Annotated in this window: 10 protein-coding genes; 4 read left to right on the plus strand and 6 right to left on the minus strand. The window is 74.6% G+C overall.

The features are described from left to right. Genes IE251_RS38830 through IE251_RS38845 form a run of 4 tightly spaced genes read right to left on the minus strand, consistent with a single transcriptional unit; the run spans position 1 to position 14,820 of the window. Positions 1–4,359, minus strand: a complete 4,359-nt coding sequence (locus tag IE251_RS38830) for a type I polyketide synthase (RefSeq protein WP_189757656.1) — start codon at positions 4,357–4,359, stop codon at positions 1–3. After that, positions 4,356–8,819, minus strand: coding sequence for a MupA/Atu3671 family FMN-dependent luciferase-like monooxygenase (locus tag IE251_RS38835; RefSeq protein ID WP_189757657.1), 4,464 nt, complete (start codon positions 8,817–8,819; stop codon positions 4,356–4,358). Before IE251_RS38835 ends, IE251_RS38830 begins: the two co-directional genes overlap by 4 nt. Next, positions 8,816–13,924, minus strand: coding sequence for a non-ribosomal peptide synthetase (locus IE251_RS38840; protein ID WP_189757658.1), 5,109 nt, complete (start codon positions 13,922–13,924; stop codon positions 8,816–8,818). The genes IE251_RS38835 and IE251_RS38840 overlap by 4 nt, the downstream gene beginning before the upstream one ends. Then, positions 13,921–14,820 carry a DUF5829 family protein gene (locus IE251_RS38845; RefSeq protein WP_200692185.1) on the minus strand — a complete coding sequence of 300 codons (900 nt, stop codon included), beginning with the start codon at positions 14,818–14,820 and terminating at the stop codon, positions 13,921–13,923. Before IE251_RS38845 ends, IE251_RS38840 begins: the two co-directional genes overlap by 4 nt. Before the next feature lie 288 nt (positions 14,821–15,108). On the opposite strand from IE251_RS38845, the gene IE251_RS38850 reads away from it, so the two are divergent. The 4 genes from IE251_RS38850 (at position 15,109) to IE251_RS38865 (ending at position 19,089) form a co-directional block, all read left to right on the plus strand. Then, positions 15,109–15,945 carry an AfsR/SARP family transcriptional regulator gene (locus IE251_RS38850; RefSeq protein WP_189757659.1) on the plus strand — a complete coding sequence of 279 codons (837 nt, stop codon included), beginning with the start codon at positions 15,109–15,111 and terminating at the stop codon, positions 15,943–15,945. 82 nt (positions 15,946–16,027) lie between these two features. Then, entirely contained in the window at positions 16,028–16,267 is a 240-nt protein-coding gene (locus tag IE251_RS38855) for a phosphopantetheine-binding protein (RefSeq protein ID WP_189757660.1), read from the plus strand. Beyond that, positions 16,264–17,490, plus strand: a complete 1,227-nt coding sequence (locus IE251_RS38860) for a beta-ketoacyl-[acyl-carrier-protein] synthase family protein (RefSeq protein WP_189757661.1) — start codon at positions 16,264–16,266, stop codon at positions 17,488–17,490. Before IE251_RS38855 ends, IE251_RS38860 begins: the two co-directional genes overlap by 4 nt. 57 nt (positions 17,491–17,547) lie before the next feature. Then, the gene (locus IE251_RS38865) at positions 17,548–19,089 is read left to right on the plus strand and encodes a GMC family oxidoreductase (protein ID WP_229897134.1); all 1,542 of its coding nucleotides are present in this window, start codon (positions 17,548–17,550) and stop codon (positions 19,087–19,089) included. 112 nt (positions 19,090–19,201) lie between these two features. On the opposite strand, the gene IE251_RS38870 is transcribed toward IE251_RS38865, so the two are convergent. Both IE251_RS38870 and IE251_RS38875 read right to left on the minus strand, forming a co-directional pair. Continuing rightward, on the minus strand, positions 19,202–20,056 hold the full coding sequence (locus IE251_RS38870; RefSeq protein WP_200692186.1) for a TIGR03619 family F420-dependent LLM class oxidoreductase: 855 nt from the start codon (positions 20,054–20,056) through the stop codon (positions 19,202–19,204). A gap of 9 nt (positions 20,057–20,065) precedes the next feature. Next, positions 20,066–20,971, minus strand: a complete 906-nt coding sequence (locus IE251_RS38875) for a proline iminopeptidase-family hydrolase (RefSeq protein ID WP_189757662.1) — start codon at positions 20,969–20,971, stop codon at positions 20,066–20,068. Between the last annotated feature and the right edge of the window lie 331 nt (positions 20,972–21,302).

Raw genomic sequence — 21,302 nt, forward strand, 5'->3', positions numbered from 1 at the left:
TCAGTTCTCCCTTGCACGCGGGCGCGTGGTGGTGGCGGCCTCGGTGCCCGACGGGTCCCGGGGCGGGGGCAGCAGCCCCCGGCGTACGAAGAAGCCGAGCATCCGGGCGAAGTAGCGGCCGTCCAGGGCGGGCGCCCCGTCCAGCTCGGCCCCGGCGTGTTCCCGGACGTTGGCGCAGTCCATGACCGGCATCCGGCGGTCGGGCACCTCCCCGATCATGGCCAGCAGCGGTGCCAGCGCGTTGTCGTCGCCCTCGCTCTCGACGCGTTCGACGAGTGCCGTGCGCCAGGCGTCGAACGCGACACCGCGGACGGAAAAGCCGTGGTCCCGGATGTGTCCGAAGATGTCGTCCCAGGCCAGCGGCCGGGGGTCGATGGCGTGGTAGGTGCGGCCGAGGGCCTTCGGCCGCCCGGACAGGGCGACGACGAGCCGCGCGAAGTGGTCGACGGTGCCCACGGACAGCGCGTAACGGCGCCGCGGGGCCAGGCCGAGCTGTACACAGCCCTGGATGACCTTGGTGATGTAGTCCTCGCTGTTGGCCGCGCCGCTGCGCGAGTCGGGCAGGACCCCGCCCGCCCGGTAGACGGAGACGGGGACGCCGCGCTCGCGGGCGAGATGGATGATTCCCTCGGCGACCCACTTGCTCTGGCTGTAGGCGGTGTCGTGGCCGACGGGCGGCGGCAGCGGGTCGTCCTCGTGGACGCGTTCGGTGTCGCCGTGCATCGCGCCGGCGAGCACGGCGAGGGTGGAGATGTGGTGGACGGGCTTGAGCCGCTTGCGCGTGGCGAGCCGCAGGATCTCCTGGGTGCCGAGGACGTTGGCGGCCTTCAGGGCCCGGTAGGGGCGCACGAAGTTCACCCAGGCGCCGCAGTGGTGGATGGCGTCGATCCGGTCGGCCAGTTCGTCGAAGGCGGCCTCGTCCAGCCCGAGCCGGGGCCGGGCCAGGTCACCGGTGACGACCCGGAGACGAGGGCTGTCACCGCCCCGCAGTCCGTACGAGGCCAGGGCCGCGCGGATCCGCTCCAGGCCCTCCTCGGCGGACCGGGCCCGGACGAGGCAGACGACGTCGGCCGGGGTCTGCCGCAGCAGTTCGGCGCAGAGGAAGGCCCCGACGAACCCGGTGGCCCCGGTGAGCAGCACGGCCCGGGGCGGACGCCGGGGATCCGGCGCGGGCAGTCCGGCGGCGGTGATCTCCTCGTCGAGCCTGACCTCGGCGTCCAGATCGGGGCCCTCGGGGGCGGGCCGCCCGTCGCCCGCGAGGATCCGGTCCACGAGCGCCGCCAGGGAGGCGACCGTGGGGGCGCCCAGGACGTCGCGGGCGCTCAGCCCGGTGGCGCCCGCGCGGCGCAACTGACGGGTCGCCTGGGTCACCATCAGGGAGTGTGCCCCGAGGTCGAAGACGTCCTCGTCGACGTCGATCGTCTCCAGGCCCAGCAGGTCGCACCAGATGCGCGCCACCTGCCGTTCGCGCTCGGTGCGGGGTGCGCCGCCCTCCTCCGGCGGATCGTTTCGCCCCTGGGGCCCGACGGGCTCGGGTGCGGCGGTGGGTCCGGCCGCGGTGGTGGGTTCAGGTGCGGTGGTGGGTCCGGCCGCAGTGGTGGGTTCGGATGCGGCGGTGGGCCCGGCTGCCGCGGCGGGCTCCGGCGGCGCCTGCCGCGGGAGGGCGCCGCCGTGCTCCACCCAGTGCCGCGGCCCGGCGAACACGCGCCCCGGCAGCGGGACGCGGCGCGGGACGGCGGCACCGTGGAAGGCCCTCCAGTCCACGGGGACACCCGACTGCCACAGTCGGCCCATGGCGGCCACCAGGTGCGCCAGGTCGGGCAGCGGATCCCGGGGCAGCCCCATGGTGGGCACGGCCACGGGGGCGGGGGCCAGCTGCTGGACCGTGGCCAGCTGGGTCAGCGCGCGCCCCGGGCCGACCTCGACCAGCACGCGGCCGGGCCGGTCGAGCACCGTACGCAGTCCGTCGGCGAAGCGGACCGGCTGCCGCAGGTGCCGCGCCCAGTGGCCGGGGTCCTTCACCTGCGCCTCGTCGGCCCAGTCGCCGGTCACCCCCGACACGTACGGGATGCCGGGGGACGACGGGCGCAGCGCCGACAGCCGCTCGGTGAAGTCGGGCAGGTACGGCTCGACCATCCACGAGTGGCTCGCCACCGGCACGCCGACCTTGCGGCAGTCCACGTCCCGTGCCCGCAGCCGGGTCAGCAGCGCGGCGACGTCCTCGTCGGGTCCGGCCACGACGGTCAGCTCCGGCGCGTTCACGGCGGCGACCGACAGCCGGTCGCCCAGCATCGGCAGCAGCCGCTCCTCCGGCAGCGCGACGACGAGCATCCGGCCCGGGGGCATCGCGGCGAACAGCTCACCGCGCGCCCAGGTGATCTCGAGGGCGTCGGGCAGGGTGAGGACGCCCGACAGGGCCGCGGCCACGTACTCGCCGAGGCTGTGCCCGATCATGGCGGCCGGGCGGATGCCCCAGGCCATGAGCTGCCGGGCCAGCGCGTACTCCACGGTGAACAGCGCGCAGACCGCGCCCGCGCCCTGCCCGCGCCCCATGGTGGCCGCCCCGCTCACCAACTGCCTGCCCTCCAGCGGGGGGAAGGCCGAGGGGAACAGCAGACGCCTGAGGTCGAAGCCGAGCCGGTCCTCCAGCAGCCGCGCGCACCGGTCCACCTCCTCGCGGAAGACCGGTTCGGCGCGGTAGACGTCGAGCCCCATGTCGGGGTGCTGCATGCCGCCCCCGGGGAACATGAAGACGGCCTCGTGGGCGCCCTCCGGCGCCGGGCGGACGGTCAGCCGGCCCGGGTCGGTGCCGCGCAGGGCGTCCACGGCGTCGCCGCGGTCGCGGCAGACCGCGAACCCGCGCACCGCGAAGGCCCTGCGGCCTTCCTGGAGCGTGAACGCCACGTCGTGCAGCGGAAGGCCGGCGCCGGGGCCGTCCAGGTGGTCGGCGAGGCCGGCCGCGCCGGACGTGACGGCCTGCCGGGTGTCGCCGGACACCGGCAGCAGTTGCCAGGGGCGTGCGGGGGCGGCGGGCCGCGGCACCCGGGGAGCCTGTTCGAGGACGACATGGGCGTTGGTGCCGCCGACGCCGAAGGCGCTGACTCCCGCTCGTCGCGGCCCGTCCGGACGCCAGTCGCGGGCCTGTGCCGGAACGTAGAACGGCGTGCGGTCCAGGCGCAGTTCCGGGTTGGGCGTACGGAATCCGAGGGCGGGCGGGATGATCCCGTGGTGCACGGCGAGGGCCGCGCGCATCAGGCCGGCGGCGCCCGCGGCCGCGTCCAGGTGCCCGATGTTCGCCTTGACCGAGCCGAGCGCGCAGCGTCCGCCCGTGTCGCCGAACGCCTGCGCCAGGGCGGTCACCTCGATGGGGTCGCCGACCCGGGTGGCGGTGCCGTGCGCCTCCACGTATCCCACGGTCGCCGGGTCGACGCCGGCCAGGGCGAGCGCGGTGGCGACGACCCTGGCCTGACCGTCCACGCCCGGCGCGGTGAAGCCCGCCTTGAGCGATCCGTCGTTGTTGACGGCGGAGCCCCGCAGGACCGCGTAGACGTGGTCGCCGGCGGCGAGCGCGTCGGACAGCCGGCGCAGGACCAGCACCACGACGCCGTTGCCGGGCACCGTGCCCCCGGCCTCGGCGTCGAAGGGCCGGCAGTGGCCGTCGGCGCTGAACAGGCCGCTCTCCGCGACCGGGTAGCCGGACTTCAGCGGTACGTTCACGGTGACCCCGCCGGCCAGGGCGATGTCGCACTCGTGGCCCAGCAGCGACTGGCAGGCCACATGGGTGGCGACCAGCGAGGTCGAGCAGGCGCTCTGCACCGTGTAGGCGGGACCGTCCAGGTCGAGCAGGTGGGCGACGCGGGTGGCGAGGAAGTCCTTGTCGTTGTAGATCCTGGCGGCCGCGGCTATCGGGGACCGCTGGAAGCGGGCGTTGGTGGCCAGGTTCGCGGTGAGGTACTTGTTCATGAACGAGCCGGCGAAGACACCGACCGACGCGTCCACGCGTGCCGGGTCGTAACCGCTGTTCTCGAACGCCGCCCACGCGGTCTCGCAGAAGAGCCGGTGCTGGGGGTCCATGGCCTCGGCCTCGGCGGGGCCCAGCCCGAAGAAGGCGGCGTCGAACCGGTCGGCGTCGGGCAGATGCCCGGACACCGGCACATGGTCGGGGTCGTCGGCCACCGCCGGGTCGACGCCCGCGGCCAGGAGTTCCTCCCGTCCGAACCGGGTGAGGGACTCCACCCCTTCGCGCATGTTGTGCCAGAAGGTGTCCGCGTCGCGGGCCCCGGGGACCCGGCAGCCCAGCCCGATGAGGGCCACCGCCTCGATGTCCTCGTCCATGCCGTCTCGTCCCCCGTCGCTCATGTGTCCCTCCGCTCGCGTCGCAGCTTCCCGTGGCGGCCGCGCGCCTGTGCCTGCCGGGCGGCGCGCCGGCGCGCCGCGTCCCGCAGTCCGCCGCGTGCCGCGGCGTCCCCGTCGGCGGCGTCCGCGAACGCCGCGGCCAGCGCCCGGACGGTGGGGTGGCGGAAGATGTCCACCAGCGTCAGGTGTTCGCCGAGCACCGGTTGCAGCCGCGTCCGGGCCTGCACGGCGAGCAGGGAGTTGCCGCCGCGCTCGAAGAAGTTGTCGGTCACGCCCAGCCGTTCGACCCGGAGCACGCCGGTGAGGACCTCGGCGGTGCGCCGCTCCAGTTCGTTGCCCGGGGGTTCGCCGGACGCGGTGCCGCGCGGCCGGGGCGCGGGCAGCGCCGCCTTGTCGACCTTGCCGTTCGGGGTCAGCGGCAGCGCGTCGAGCAGGACGATCTCGGCGGGGACCATGTGGGCGGGCAGGGCGCCGGCGGTGTGCGCCGTCAGCTCGGCGGGATCCGGGGCGCCTTCGGCGGTGGCGCCGACGACGCAGTACGCCACGATCCTGGCGTGGTTCCCTTCGCCGCGCACCGTGACGGCCGCCGCGCGCACGCCCGGGTGCTCGCGCAGGACGTTCTCGATCTCGCCCGGTTCGATCCGGTGGCCGTGCAGCTTGACCTGCTGGTCCAGCCGGCCGAGGAACTCCAGGTGCCCGTCGGCGCGCCGCCGTACCAGGTCACCCGTGCGGTACAGGCGCCCGCCGTCCCCGGCGAAGCGGTCCGGAAGGAAACGCTCGGCGGTCAGCGCGGGCCGGCCGAGGTAGCCGCGGACGATGCCCGGGCCGCCCAGGAGCAGTTCGCCCGGGCTGCCCAGCGGCGCGGGCCGCAGACGGGCGTCGACGACGTGGGCCCGGGCGGCGGACAGAGAGGTGCCGATGGTCACCGGACCGGTCTCGTCGATCACCGCGGAACTCGCCCACACCGTGGCCTCGGTGGGGCCGTACATGTTGTACGCCCGTCCCGGCAGCAGCCCGGCGAGGTCCCGGGCGAGCGGGCCGGGCAGGGCCTCACCGCCCACCAGCAGCCGGTCGAGCCCGGCGAGCGCGTCACGGGCCCCGGGGTCGGCGGCCAGGACGCCGGCGAGCGAGGGGGTGCACTGCAGATGGGTGACGCCGTGCCGGACGAGCTGACGGCCGATCGGCTCGTCGGCGAGGGCCCTGCGCCGGCGGTCCTCCGACAGCTCCCGCACCCTGGGCAGGAACTCCAGCGCCGCGAGCACCTTCTCCGGCGGCACGCCGAAGTCGATGAGGCAGGCGATCTCGTCGGCGCCGGCGCCCTTGAGGCGGTCGACGACGTCGGCGCAGTGTTCCGGGGTGCCAAAGAGTCCCGAGGTCTCGAAGAAGCGCTCGAAGGCGCGTTCCACCAGGGCATCGAGTTCCGCCTCGGGCAGCAGCCGCGGGTCCGACTCCTGGCCCAGGGCCCCGCCGAGTCCGGAGAGCAGGTCGAAGGACGACTTGATGTACGCGCACAGCGGCGCCCGCACCGTCTCGCGTACGGCGTCGGTGTCGGTGCCCACGAAGGTGTGCAGCATCAGGCTGACGTGTCCGTCACCGGGATGACCGGCCTCGCGCCAGGCCTCGCGGTAGAGGCGGATCTTCCCGGCCAGTTGCTCGGCGGTGTGGCCCAGCAGGTGGGTGAGCAGTCCCGCGCCCGCCTCACCGGCCAGGCGGAAGGTCTCGGGACTGCGCGCGCTGGTGATCCACACGGGCAGCTCGGGCTGGAGCGGCGGAGGGAAGATCCGCACCTCGCTGTCCTTGCCGGTGCCGTTGCGGCGGGTGACGGTGCCGCCCCGCCACAGGGACCGCAGCTCGGTCAGGGCCTTCAGCATCCGCTCCTTGCGGTCGTGGTAGCGGTCGGGGGCGAGCACGAAGTCGTCCGGCTGCCAGCCGGAGGCGACGGAGATGCCCGCCCGGCCGCCGGAGAGGTGGTCGACGACCGCCCACTCCTCGGCCACCCGGAGCGTGTCGTGCAGCGGCAGGACGACCGATCCCGCCCGGACGGCGACGCGCTCGGTGACGGCGGCCACGGCGGCGGCGGTGACCGCCGGATTCGGGTAGAGCCCGCCGAAGGTGTGGAAGTGCCGCTCGGGCGTCCACACGGCGGTGAAGCCGTGGGCGTCGGCGAACCGCGCGCCCTCCAGCAACAGCCGGTAGGCGTCCGAGGCCCCCGCGTGGTCGGGGCTTCCGCCGAAGTAGAAGAGGCTGAAGCCGACGGCCCGGGCCTGGTCCGCCGCGGTCACCGGGGCACCGCCGGTGCCTGCGGTGACGGCGGTCGGCTCGTCGCCGCGCACGACGATCCGGTGCCCCCGGGTCAGCGGCCACAGCAGTTCCAGCACGGAGATGTCGAAGGACATCGAGGTGACGGCGAGCCAGGTGGCACCGGGGCCGGCGTCCTCCAGCCGCCGGTCCATGGCGGACAGGAACCAGGACAGGTTGGTGTGCGTCACCATGACGCCCTTGGGCCGGCCGGTCGAGCCGGAGGTGTAGATGACGTAGGCGAGCCGGTCGCCGCCCGCCGGGGCGGGGACCTCCCGGTCCGCCGCCGCGTCCCGCGGGGCCGGGTCGTCCGTCAGCAGCGGTGTCGCCGAGGTGCCGGGGAGCCGGTCCACCAGCCCGCGGCGGGTCACCACGAGCGGGGTCCGGGAGTCCTCGACCATGAAGGCGAGGCGTCGCGCCGGGTAGGCCGGGTCGAGGGGGAGATAGGCGCCCCCCGCCTTGAGCACGGCCAGGAGCGCCACGACGAGCTGTGGGGAGCGGTCGAGGCAGACGCCCACCGGGGTGTCCGCCCGCACCCCGGCGGCGCGCAGGCGGCCGGCCAACTCGTCGGACCGGCGGTCGAGTTCGCGGTAGGTGAGCGGTGCGCCCCCGTCCCGCGCGGCTGCCAGCACGGCGACGGCGTCCGGGGTGCGGCGCGCCTGGCGGCGCACCAGCTCGTGGACGGGCGCCGGCCGCGGGTCCGTTGCGGGCGCGGGGTTCCACGCGGTGAGAATGTGCCGTTCCTCTTCCGGGGTGAGCACGGGAAGCGCTCCTACCGCAAGGTCCGGGTCGGCGACCGCGGCGGTGAGGAAGGTGCGGTAGTGGGCGGCGAACGCCTCCACCGTCCGCCGGTCGAAGAGGTCGGTGCTGTACTCCAGCCGGGCCCGCAGCCGGTCACCGCTGCGGGTCAGGCTCATGGTGAGGTCGAACTTGGCGGTCGCGGTGTCCCCGGGCTCCATGCGGACGGTGCAGCCGGGCAGGACCAGTCCGGTCCCGTCCTCCTCGTGGTAGCTGAACATCAGCTGGAACAGCGGGTTGTGGGCGGGGTCGCGCTGCGGCCGCAGTTCCTCGACCAGCCGCTCGAAGGGCAGGTCCTGGTGGGCGACGGCGGCCCGGCTCTCGGCCCCGGCCCGTGCGACCAGCTCCCGGAAGGCAGGGTCGTCGTGGACGCCGATCCGCTGGACCACGGTGTTGGCGAAGAGGCCTATCAGGCGTTGCCAGTCGGCGTGCGGGCGGCCCGCGACCGGTGAGCCGACGATGACCTCCTCGGCACCGGTGTGTGCGTGCACGACGGCCGCGAACGCCGCCAGGAGGACGGCGAACAGGGTGGTCCCCCCGGTGCGGGCCAACTCCCGTGCCCGCTCGACGGCGTCGGAGGGCAGCCCGAGATCGACATGTCCGCCGCGGTGACTCTGCACGGGCGGCCGAGGCCGGTCGGCGGGCAGTGTGGCCAGCGCGGGCGCGCCGGCCAGCCGGCCCCGCCAGTAATCGAGCAGTTCGGCCAGCGGCCGGCCGGTGAGCAGTTCCTCCTGCCGCGCGGCGACGTGCCGGTACTGCGACGGCAGCGGCGCGGGCGGCGGAGTGTGCGGGTCCGGGCTCGCGAAACCGGCGTAGAAGGCGCCCAGTTCCTCGGCGAGCAGGTTGAGCGACCAGCCGTCGCAGGCGATGTGATGCAGCGTCAGGCACAGCCGGTGCTCCCGCGGTGCCAGCCGCAGCAGCACCGGCCGGAGCATCAGGTCCGACTCCAGGTCGAACACCGTGCGGGCCTGCTCGGCACAGAGGCGGTCGGCCTCGGCCGCCGGGTCCGCGGACCCGGACACGTCGATCAGCTCGACGGGGACGGGGGCGGCCGGCCGGACGAACTGCCGGGGCACGCCGTCCACCGGACGGAACACCGAGCGCAGCACCTCGTGGCGTTCGACCACGGCGGTCAGCGCGCGCTCCAGGGCGGAACGGTCCAGCGGCCCGCTGATCCGGTAGGTCAGCGGGACCACGTAGACGGCGCTGCCGGGGTCCAGCTGGTGGAGGAACCACAGCCGCTGCTGCGGGTACGACAGGGGGTGGTGCCGCTCGCCGATCCGCTGGCGGAGTCTGGCCGCCAGCCGCGCCCGCCGTTGCTCGGGTGATTCCCCGGGGTGGTCCTGCGGTGCCGGATGCCGCGTCATCGTTCGACCTCGCTGTCAGCCATGTCCGCCAGGAGCCGGGCCACTTCGTCGTCGGAGAGTTCGTCGAGCCGGGCGAGCAGCCGCTCGTCGTCGGTGGGGTCGTGCGCCGGGGCGCCGTCGCGGGGCGCGGCGGTCACCTCGGCGGCCAGCCGCGCCACCGTGGGCTCGGCGAGGAAGCGGCTGAGCGGTACGCGTACGCCGAAGTGCTCGCCGACTCCCGCCACCAGCCGCATCGCGAGCAGGGAGTTGCCGCCCAGGGTGAAGAAGTCGTCGGTGGCGCCGACGGAGGAGTGGCCGAGCAGTTCCGCCATCCGCTCGGCGACGGTGCCCTCGGTCGGGTTGCGGGGGGCGACCCGCCGCGTGGCGGAGGGCGCGGCCCTCGTGACCGCGGGCAGGGCCGCACGGTCGATCTTGCCGCTCGGGGTGAGCGGCATGGACGGCGGGAACCCGTACGCGGCGGGCAGCAGGTAGGCCGGCAGCACGGCCGCCAGGAACGTGCGCAGGTCCGCGGCGGACGGTGCCTCGGTGCCCGGCGGCGGGGTGACGTACGCGACCAGCCGGCGTCCCGCCGGGCCGTCGTCGACGACGACCGCGGCCTGGCCGACCGCCGGGTGGCGGGTGAGCGTGGCCTCCAGTTCCCGGGGCTCCACCCGGTAGCCGCGGATCTTGACCTGGTCGTCGGCGCGGCCGAGGAAGTCCAGGTCCCCGTCGGAGCGCCGGCGGACGAGGTCGCCGGTGCGGTACATGCGCGAGCCGTCGGCGGCGAACGGGTCGGGCAGGAAGCGCTCGGCCGTGGCCCCCGGCCGCGCCGCGTACCCGCGGGCCACGCCGGGCCCGCCGATGTACAGCTCGCCCGGGACGCCGGGCGGTACGAGACCGAGCCGGGCGTCGAGCACGTAGGCCGTGGTGTGGGCGATGGGCCGTCCGATGGGGACCGAGGCGGCTCCGGCGGGGACCGTGCGGATGCGGTGGCACACCGCGAAGGTGGTGGTCTCGGTGGGCCCGTAGCCGTTGCTGAGGGCGGCGGGCCGGCGGTCCGGGGCCTGTTCCAGCAGGGCGCGCACCCGCCCGGGGTGCAGGGCGTCCCCGCCGACGATCAGGTGTCCCAGACCGGCGAACGTGTCGGGGTGCCGGTTCATCACCTCGTTGAACAGGGCGGAGGTGAGGAACATGGCGGTGATCCCGTGACGGCGCAGCGCCTGCCGCAGTCCGCCGGGGGAGAGCAGTTCGTCCGTGTCGACGACGCACACGCAGCCGCCGTGCAGCAGCGCCCCCCACAGTTCGTAGGTGAGCGCGTCGAACGAGGCGTCGGCCACCTGGGCGATGCGCTCGTGCGGGCCGAAGTCGGCGTAGTCGGCGCCGCACACCAGCCGCAGCACCGCGCGGTGGGGCACCATCACGCCCTTGGGACGCCCGGTGGAGCCGGAGGTGAACAGGATGTACGCCAGGCTGTCCGCGGTGGCCCGCGACTCGGGCGGCCCGGGCGGTACGGCGGCCAGCTCGTCCTCGCCGAACGTCAGGACCCGCGCGCTCGTGCCGTCCCCGAGCCTGGACCGCAGGCCGGGGCGGGTGAGCACCAGGGGCGCCGTGGTGTCCTCCAGCATGGCCTCCAGCCGCGCCGCGGGGTACCGGGGGTCGAGCGGCACATAGGCCCCGCCCGCCTTCGTCACCGCGAGCAGCGCCGTCACCATCTCCTCGCCCCGGTCGAACAGGACGCCCACGGGGACGTCACGGTCCACTCCGGCGGCCCGCAGCAGCCGCGCCGTGCGGTTGGCCCGATCCTCCAGTTCCGCGTAGGTCACGGTGCGGTCGCCGTGGACGAGCGCGGGGGCGTCGGGGTGCCGGTCCGCGCACCGCGCGAACAGCTCGGGAAGGGTCAGCCCGGCGGGGTACGGGGTGTCCGCTCCCCGGGCCGCCCCGAGCACCTCGGCCTCGGCCGCCGGGGTGAGCAGGCCGACCCGGTCGACGGGTGTGTCGGGGGCGTCCAGGGCGTGGTCCAGCAGGGTGAGGTAGCTGTCCACGAGGGCGCGCATGGTGGCCGCGTCGAACAGGTCCGTGGCGTACTCCCACAGGAGGGTGACGGAGTCGTCGCCGGTGCCGTCCCCGGTGCCCGCGACGCCGTGTCCGGCGCGCTGTTCGGCGCGTGGCAGCACCACCACGTTGAGGTCGGTCTTCGCCGACTCGTTGTGCAACTCCCGTACGGTTCCGCTCAGTCCGGCGAAGCGCAGGTCGGGGATGTGGGAGTCGTGGAAGCTGAACATGACCTGGAACAGGGGATTGCGTGACGGGTCGCGCGGCAGGCGCAGTGCTTCCACGAGCCGGTCGAGGGGGACGTCCTGCCATTCGTGGGCACGCGCCGTGGTGGTGTGCACCTGGCGCACCAGCTCCCGGAAGGTGGGTGCCGCGGACAGATCGACGCGCAGCGGCAGGGTGTTGACGACCATGCCGATGAGGTTCTCGACCTCGGTGAGCCGCCGGTTGGCCACACCGGTGCCGACGACCAGGTCGCCCTGTCCGCTGTACCGGCTCAGTACGGCGGCGAAGCCGCTGAGCATGGTGGTGTAGAGGGTCACGGACGAGGCACGGCTGAACGCCCGCAGCCGGCGGGTGAGCGGCCCGGGCAGTTCCACGCGCAGCGCGGAGCCGGTGAAACTCTGCGCGCGGGGCCGGGGCCGGTCCGTGGGCAGTTCCAACGCCGGTGGTACGCCGTCGAGTTCGGCGGTCCAGTGCGCGAGGTGGGCGTCCAGGACGTCACCGGACAGCCAGGAGCGCTGCCACAGGGCGAAGTCCGCGTAGCTCGGGAGGTCCTCGCGGGCGGCGGGGACGCGTCCGGCCGCGAGGTCGGTGTAGACGCCGCGCAGTTCCCGGAGGAACAGGGCGAAGGACCAGCCGTCGTGGACGAGGTGGTGTTCGACGTGGACGAGGGTGTGGTCGTCGCAGGCGTGCCGGATCAGGACCCAGCGGGCGAGGGGCGGCGCGCCGAGGTCGAACGCCGGCCGCACCGTGTCCCGGACGGTCTGCTCGGTGCGCCGTGCCCGCTCGTCCTCCGGCAGGCCGGACAGGTCGACGAGCGGCAACCGGACCCGCATGGGCGGCTGCCGGAACTGCCGGGGCGCTCCGTCCACTTCGCGGTACGCCATCCGGAAGACGTCGTGGCGCCGCACGATCTCCGTGAGGGTGGCCGCGAGCAGGCGGTCGTCGAGCGGACCGCGCAGACGCAGGGTCGCCTGGGCGTTGTAGGCGAGGTTGCCGGGGGCCAACTGCTCCAGGTACCAGATGCGTTCCTGCGGGAAGGACAGCGGCACCCCCTCGCCGTCCGCGACGCCCGCCGGGGTGAGGGGCGGCACGGGCGGCGCGGTCCGGCGTGTGCCGCCGTCGGGGTCCCGGCCGGGCGTGCCGGTCTCCTCGTCGAGGTGGCGGGCCATGGCGCGTACCGTCGCGGCCTCGTACAGGGTCCGCAGGGACAGGTTCCTGCCCAGTTCCTCACGGACCCGGGCGGCGAAGCGGCCGGCGAGGAGGGAGTGCCCGCCGAGCGCGAAGAAGTCGGCGCCGGCCGGGACCGGGCCCCGGCCCAGCAGATCGCCGAGGATGCGGCAGAGATCCCGCTCCGTGGGCGTGGCGGGCGGGTCGGCGCTCGCCGGGACCTGCCCGAGGGCGGGCGCGGGCAGCCGGGCACGGTCGATCTTTCCGCTCGGGGTGAGCGGCATCCGCTCCAGTACGACGACGGCGGCGGGCAGCAGATGGGCGGGCAGCCGCCCGGCGAGGTACCGCCGCAACCGCTCGGCGCCGAGCCCGGCGCCCGTGGCGTAGCCGACGAGTTCGGGCCCCGCGTGGGTCTCCCGGACGGTCACCACCGCGTCCGTCACGTCGGGATGCTCGGCGAGGTGGTGGGCGATCTCGTCCGGCTCGACGCGGAAGCCGCGGATCTTGACCTGGTGATCGATGCGGCCCAGGAACTCCAGCGCTCCGTCCGGGTGCCGGACCACGCGGTCCCCGGTGCGGTAGACCCGTCTGCCGGGGGCGAGCGGATCGGGGACGAAGCGTTCCGCGGTCATGCCGGGCCGGCCGCGGTAGCCCCGGGCCACGCCGTCGCCGCCGACGACGAGTTCGCCGGGTGTCCCGTCGGGCAGCGGGCGCATGCGGTCGTCGACGACGAGGGCGTGCGCGCCGGGGACCGGCGTGCCGATGCGGGGCTTGCCGCCGCCCGGCGCGAGTTCGGCGACGGTGGCCCACACGGTGGTCTCGGTGGGACCGTACGCGTTGAACACGCGCCGGCCGGGCAGCCAGCGCTCCGCCAGGTGTTCGGGCAGCGCCTCGCCCGCGCAGATCAGCACGGCCAGGTCCGGCAGCCCGGCGGCCGGCAGGGTGGCCAGCACGGACGGCGGCAGCGTGACGCGGGTGATCCGCAGCTCGCGCAGGGCCCGGACGAGCTCCGGGCCGGGAGGTATGTCCTCGCGGGCGGCGAGGACGAGTGTCGCCCCGGCCGACAGGGCCATGACCACCTCGAACACGGACGCGTCGAAGCTGCTCGGCGCGAACTGCAGGACCCGGTCCCCGGGCGCCGTCCCGAACGTCCGCGCCTGCGCACGGGCGAGGTGCGCAAGGCCCCGGTGGGTGAGTTCGACGCCCTTGGGGCGGCCGGTGGAACCGGAGGTGTAGATGACGTAGGCGAGGTCGTCCGGGCGCACCCGGACGCGGGGGGCGGAGCCGGGGCGGGGGGCGGCGGACACCACCGCGGGGTCGAGGAACCCGGCCTTCCCGGCGGGCAGTCGCGCGGCCGTCGGCGCGTCCGCGATCACCAGCCGGACCCCCGAGTCCTCGATCATGTACGACAGCCGCTCGGCGGGGTAGCCCGGGTCCAGCGGCAGCCAGGCCGCTCCGGCCCGCAGCACGGCCAGCAGCGCCGCCGGGAAGTCGGGGGAGGCGCTCAGCGCCACTCCGACGAGGCTGCCGGCCGTGACCCCGCGCGCGGTCAGCTCGGCGGCGAGCGCCGCCGAACGGGCGTCCAGCTCCCGGTAGGTGATCCGCCGCCCGCGGTACTCCACGGCGACGGCGTCGCCGCCGGCCGCGGCGACGACGTCCTCGAAGATCTCGCAGAAATTCATCCCTGGTCCGTTCCCGCGGCACCGGCGACGGCTTCCTCCGGCGCACCCGCATTCGGCTTCGTATCCCTGGGCTCGTCGAAGTACCAGCGAGCTCTGCCCGGTTCCACGACCAATCGAGAGGTGTCTCCGAAAACGTATTCCGCGGCGCCCGGAAATTGCTCCCCGGTGTTATCGGCCGTGGCCATCTCTATTTCCGTCACGCGTTCCGCCGGTCCGTCCGCGAACACCATCTCCAGCCGCAGCCCGTACCCCTCGACGCACAGCCCGCCGGGCAGGGGGGCCACGGTGTAGCCGAACGCGGCAAGGGCCTCGGCGACGGTCCGGGCCCGCTCGGGCCGCAGGGCGAGGGTCACGCCCACGATGTCCCGCAGCAGCCAGGAGCCGTCGTCCGGGGCCCCCAGCGCCGCGTCCAGGTAGGCGCCGCGGCCGAGCGCGCCGCCGGGTCCCGGCCGGGCGCCGAGCGAGGTGAAGTACTCGGGCGTGACCTCGTTGAGGAAGAGCAGAACGGGGCTCGCCTCGCCCAGCCCCACGTTGATCAGGTGGTACCAGGGCCGCCGCTCGCCGCCCTGTTCGTCGGCGCGTCGCACCAGGTCGTACTGGTGACGCACGGTCCCGGTGGCGTCGAGCAGGTCACGTGCGGCCTTCGAGGAGCCGGGTTCCTCGAAGGAGAAGACGAGGCCCGCGGTGATCGGCGACGCGCTCGGCAGTGACGTGCCGAAGCACTCGACGAGCGTGTTGCGGCCGGCGACGCCGAGCGTGGAGTACTGCCCCGCCAGGGAACTGTCGGCTTCCTTGCGCTTGGTCCGGCCGAAGCGCCGTACGAGGAAGGAACTGGCGGCCGCGGAACGGTAGGCCGCCTCGTCCAGCAGGACCATGACGTGATCGAGGCGGGGCACGGGGCGCCTGCCGTCCGTTGCTGATCCGGTCGTCACTCATTCACTCCGATCGGCCGTCGCCCAGGATTCGCCCGGGTGGAACCCGGTGCGAGGAGTCTTGCCGTACCGGTGCCGCGGGCATCATTGGGGGAATCCCGGGATACCCCTGGGTCACCCCCTGGGTCACCCCCCGGCCCGGGCCCCTGTACGGCCCTCCCTGTTTCGACCCTGGGAGGATCCGGGAGTGCTTGACGCCCATTCTTTTCGGCGACCACCATCGAATTACCCGCCGAACTACCGAGGAGAGCCGTGCGCATAGAGATTCTCGGCACCGTCTCTGTGTACGTGGACGAGCGCGAGCGCCCGATCAAGGCCCACAAAGTGCGCGCTCTCCTCGCCACCCTGGCGCTGGACGCCGGCCGCTCGGTGTCGAACGTGGAACTGGCGGACGAGCTGTGGTCGGACCAGCCGCTCGGCAACGTACAGAACGCCCTCCAGGCGCACGCCGCGCGGTTGCGCAAGGTCCTCGACGGACCCAAGCGACGGCCCGGCGACGAGACGGTCCTGCGCACCGTGCAGGGCGGATACGTCCTGCACGTACCCGGCGACCGCGTCGACGCCAACCGGTTCCTGGAACTGGCGGGCCAGGGAGCCGCCGCCCTGCGGGTCGACCCGCGACGGGCGGTACGGCTGCTGGAGTCCGCGCTCCGGCTGTGGCGCGGCCCCGCGCTGCTGGACGCCGGCGACGGGCTGCGCTGCCGGGCCGGGGCGGCGCTGTACGAGGAGCGCCGGCTCGCGGTGTGCGAGAACCTCGCGTTCGCCCGGCTCGTCGTGGGCGACGCCGGGCAGGCCGCGGCCGAACTGCGCCGCCTGGAGACGGAACACCCCTTGCACGAACGGTTCTGCGAACTGCTGATGATCGCGCTGTACCAACTGGGGCGCCAGGGCGAGGCGCTGCACACCTACCACCGCATCCGTGAACGCCTCGACCGGGAACTCGGACTGGAACCGAGCGCGCCGCTGCGCGCCCGGCACACCGAGATCCTCGCCCAGCGCCAGGTGCTCACCCTGATGCCCACGCACGCCCGCGCCGGCGGCCCCGTGCTCACGGTCCCGGCCGCCCCGGCCTGGCCGCGCTCCGCCTGAACACCCCGCGCGGGCCCCCGGTCCCGCGACGGCCGCCGCCCCGCGGGCCCCGACCCGTCGTTCTCACACCCCTGGAGCAACCGTGTACGAAAAGCTCGCCGACATCCTCGTCAACCACTTCCAGGTGGACCGCTCGGCGATCAGCCCCGAAGCCACCTTCGAGGACCTGGAGATGGATTCGCTCTTCCTCGTCGAACTGCTGCTGGTGGTGGAGAAGGAGCTGGGCGTCAAGGTCGGCGACGACGCCGCCACGCCCCGCGACACCATAGGCCGGGCCGCCGAGATCATCGCCGCGCAGGCCGACGCCGCGGCGGCGTCATGACCGCGCCGGCCGTCGCCGTCACCGGCCTCGGCCTGGTGACCTCCGCGGGCATCGGCGTCGAACCCACGTGGTCGGCGGTGTGCTCCGGGGTGTCGACGGCCCGCAAGGATCCCGCGCTCGCCGGCATCCCCGTGGACATCTCCTGCACCGTCCCCGGATTCGACGCCCGCCGGCACGTGGGACGCCGCAGCGTCCTGGTGCACGACCGCTTCACCCAGCTTGCCGTCGTCGCGGCCCGCGAGGCGGTCGCCGACGCCGGCCTGGACCCGGCGAGCTGGGACGGTGCCCGGGTCGGCGTCGTCGTCGGCTGCGGCCTCGGCGGCGTCGCGACCTGGGAGAAACAGCACCGGACCCTGCTCGAGGAGGGCCCCGGATCGGTCTCGGCCCTGCTGATCCCGATGCTGATACCCAACATGGTCGCGGGCCATCTGGCCATGGAGTTCGGCGCCCGCGGGCCCAACCTGGTCACCGCGACCGCCTGCGCCTCCGGCGCGACGGCCATCGGCACGGCGCTGGACCTGCTGCACGGCGACGTCTGCGACATCGTGCTCACCGGCGGCACCGAATCCGGGGTCGTCCCGCTGATGGTGAGCGGTTTCGCGCAGATGGGGGCGCTGTCCTCGCGGCGCCTGGACGACCCGGCGGCGGCCTCCCGCCCGTTCGACGCCGACCGCGACGGCTTCGTCATCAGCGAGGGAAGCGGCATGCTGGTGCTGGAACGGCAGGCGGACGCGCGCGCCCGCAACGCCCGCACCCGCGCGCTGGTCGCCGGCTACGGTGCCTCGGCCGACGCCCACCACATCACCGCGCCCGACCCCGAGGGCACGGGAATGACGGCGGCCCTCGACGCGGCGCTGGCCCGGGCGGGCGTCACCGCCCAGGACGTCGACCACGTCAACGCCCACGGCACCTCGACGCCGCTGAACGACGTCATCGAGGCCCGGGCCCTGCGCAAGGCGCTGGGCACCGGCCCGGCGGTGACCTCGACGAAGGGGGTGCTCGGCCATGCCCTCGGCGCCGCCGGCGCCATCGAGGCGGCCCTCACCGTGCTGTCCATCGAGCGCTCGCTGATCCCGCCGACGGCGAACCTGTCGACGCTCGACCCCGGTGTCGAGGTGGACGTGGTGGCCGGTGCGCCGCGGCACCGCGCCATCGAGGTCGCGGTCAGCAACTCGTTCGGATTCGGCGGCCAGAACGCGGTGCTGGCCTTCACCTCCGCCTGAGCCACCGGACGGCCGGCACACCTCATTCCGCCAGGACTCACAAGGAGAGCGGCACACGTGACGCAATCACACAGCCCGGGGCCGGGCGGCCCCGGGCACGACGTCATCGTCGTCGGGGCGGGATCCGCGGGCTGCGTCGTGGCCCGCCGGATGACCGACCGGGGAGCACGCGTGCTCCTGCTGGAGGCGGGCGGGCCCGCCGACAACCCGGCCATCCACGACCCCCGGCGCTTCGGCGAGCTGTGGCTGAGCCCGCAGGACTGGGGCTACCTGACGGTCGGACAGCGGTACGCGGCCGGGCGCAGGCTGTTCTGGCCGCGCGGCAAGGTGCTCGGCGGCTCCAGCGCGCTGAACGCGATGATCTACGCCCGGGGCGCCGCAGCCGACTACGACCACTGGGCGTACCTCGGCAACGACGGCTGGTCCTGGCGGGACGTCCTGCCGGTCTACCGCTCCATCGAGGACTTCGACTCGGGCGCGGACGAACTCCACGGCGCCGGCGGACCGTTGCGCGTCATGTCCGCGTACCGGACCGACCCGGTCCACACCGCGCTGATCGAGGCGGCCGCCGAGATCGGCATCCCCCACCAGGACGACTACAACACGGGCTTCCCGGAGGGCATCTCACAGACCCAGCTGAACATCGTCGACGGCCGTCGGCACAGCGCCGCGGACGCGTATCTGACCCCCGTGCTCGGCAGCCCCGGACTGACCGTGCGGACCGGCGCACGGGTCCGCAGACTGCTGCTCGACGGCACCCGCTGCACCGGCGTCGAATGGACCGAGGACGGCCGCGTCCACACCGCCCGCGCGGACCGGACCGTGGTGGCCGCGGGCGCGCTGGAGTCACCGCGCCTGCTGATGCTCTCGGGCATCGGCGACCCGGAACACCTGCGGTCCGTCGGTGTCACACCCGTCGTGGGACTGCCCGGAGTCGGGAGCGACCTGCACGATCACGTCCTGGCGCCCGTGGTGTTCGCCACGGAACGCGACCCGGGCCGCACATCGCCCGGCCTGGCGCCCGCCCAGACCCACCTGTTCTGGCGCAGCCGCTCCGGCCTCACCGTTCCCGATCTGCAGCCGCTGCACTTCCCGGTGCCGATGTATCCCGAGGGGGTCACCGGGCCCGCGACGGGCTTCACGCTCCAGGCGGGCATCGTACGGCCGTCCAGCCGGGGCACCGTCCGGCTCACCGGTCCCGAGCCCGAGGACGAGCTGCTGATCGACCCGGCGACCTTGCGGACCGCCGCCGACACGACGGCGCTCCTGGCCGCGGTGGCCCTGTGCCGGGAACTGGGCTCGGCCCCCACGCTGCGCAAGGAGTGGGGCGCGCGGGAGATGTACCCCGGGCCGGACGCCGCGCGGGGGCCGGCCCTGCTGGACCGGGTACGGCGCACCGTCGCCACGTACCACCACCCGGTGGGGACGTGCCGCATGGGCGTCGACGCGGGGGCGGTGGTCGACCCGCGGCTGAGGGTGTACGGGGTCGACGGGCTCCGGGTCGCGGACGCCTCGGTCTTCCCGTCGGTGACCACCGGGAACACCCACGCGCCGGCGCTGCTGGTGGGCGAGCGCGCGGCGGCCTTCTTGACGGAGTGACGGCCGCCGTCCCGCGTGCCAGGGGCGGGGGAGTGACGGCCGCCGCCTCGCGCGCAAGGGGTGCGGAGTGACGGCCGCCGGCCCGCACGTCGGACGGCCGCCGCCTCGCGTGTCAGGGGCGTGGGGCGGCGCCCAGGCGCGCCGGCGCGTGCGCCTCGACGAAGTCGGCGAGCTGGTCGGCCGTCAGATCGACCGGCGGGACCACCACCAGCCGGTCCACACCGAGGTCGCCGTAGGCCCGGACGACCTCCGGCCCGAGGCGGCGGGCCGGCGCGACGGAGATGTGCAGCGGCCTGTCCCGCCCGTGCTCGACGGCGAGCGCGCGCAGCGCGGCCACCTGCTGGGCCGTGGCGCGCAGGCCCATCAGATAGCCGAACCAGGCGTCGCCCCGGGTGACCGCGCGCCGGTGCGCGGCCGTGCTGTGTCCGCCGATCACCACCGGGACGCGTGTCTGGGCGGGGCGCGGGTGGGCGTCGACTCCTTCGAAACTCGTGTAAGTGCCCTGGAACGCGGGGCTCTTGTCGTACCAGAGGCTCTCCATGGCGTCCAGGTACTCCTCCGCCCGCCGCGCCCGGTCGCGCGGGTCCACGCCGAGGGCGCGCAGTTCCGGCTCCAGATAGCCGACACCCACCCCGAAGAGCAGCCGGCCCGAGCTGAGGACGTCCACGGAGGCCAGTTGCTTGGCCAGGACCAGCGGATTGCGCTGGGGCAGCACGATGCAGCCCGCGCCGAGCAGCAGGTGCTCGGTGCGGGCCGCGAGATGGGTGAGCGCCACCACCGGGTCCAGCAGCGGCGTACCGGGGTCCAAGGGGGACGCCTCGGTGCGCGGGGACGGCAGGACGACGTGGTCGCCGACCCAGAGCGAGTCGTACCCCAGCCGCTCGGTGAGCCGCGCGACGCGCTCGGCCGTCGCCGGGTCCGCCGCGGCGTTGAAGTTCATGGAGAAGAGCCCGATGGTGGGTGCCATGGAGGCATGCTACTGGTCGGCGCGATCGATGAACTTCCTTACCACGTCCAGGAATTCGGCGGGCTGGTCCAGATGGGGATGGTGGCTCGCCCCCTCCAGGATCGCGCGTTCGGCGTTCGGCAGCGCCTCGTACAGCTCGTCCGCGGCGGCCGGTGTGACCTCGTCGTGGCGTCCCGAGGCGACCAGGACGGGCGTCCGCACCCGGTGCAGCCGGTCGCGGATGTCCCAGGTGCGCAGGCTGCCCGTCATGCTGAACTCGCTCTCGCCCATCATGGCCCGGCACACCGTGGGATCCTCCCGCATCGCCGCCACCGAGCGCAGCAGGCACTCCGGCACCGGGCGGGCCAGGATGACGTGCCGCCGGTAGAACTCCAGCATCGCCTCCTGGTAGGCGGCCGAGTCCGTGGTGCCGGCCGCCTCGTGCCGCAGGATGGCCTCGCGGGTCGGCTCGGGCAGGGCGTCGACCAGCCCGCGCACCTCGGAGATGTACGTCCGCGAGGCGGCGAAGGCACCGGTCGTGACGAGGCCGCGCAGCCCCCGGGGCCGGGTGACGGCGAGTTCGAGACCCAGCATGCCTCCCCAGGAGTGGCCCAGCAGATGGAACCCGTCCTCGATGCCCAGATGGGCGAGCAGCAGCCGGAGCTCCCGAAGGAACAGCTCCACGCTCCAGTGGCCGGCGGGCGCGTCGGGGCGGTGTCCCGAACGGCCGCCGCCGTACTGGTCGTACAGGACGCAGGGCCGTCCGCCGCCGGCCGGTCCGGACAGCGCCTCGGCGAGCGGCGCCAGGTAATCGTGTGTGAGGCCGGGACCGCCGTGCAGCAGCACCACGGGCGTCCGTCCGCCCCGCAGATCGCCGAGGACCCGGTACCAGGTGTGCCGTCCCTGCCACTGCATCGTGCCGTCGAGCGCGGTCATCGGGCCTGCCTCCCGTCGTAGGACTCCCGCACGGAAAGCGGGCGCCCGGACGAGTCTGGGCCGAGCCGCTGACCGGTGGCTGACCCGTGCCTGACGGCCCGGGCGGCGAGCGGGCCCGCACAGCGCACGCGCGGACGGTCAGACAACCGTCAGGGTCCGGTCAGCCCGGCCGCGCAGACTGCTCCTCGACGGACCATCGGACGAACCGCCGGAGGGACACACGGTGAGTGACGACAAGGCTCAGCAGGCCGCGCAGATCGCGGCCGCCATCAGGCAGGTCCTCGGCGACTCGCTCGGGTACCTCTACCCGGCCTGTCTGCGCGTGGCGATC

This window comes from Streptomyces eurythermus (assembly GCF_014649115.1).
Taxonomy (GTDB): domain Bacteria; phylum Actinomycetota; class Actinomycetes; order Streptomycetales; family Streptomycetaceae; genus Streptomyces; species Streptomyces eurythermus.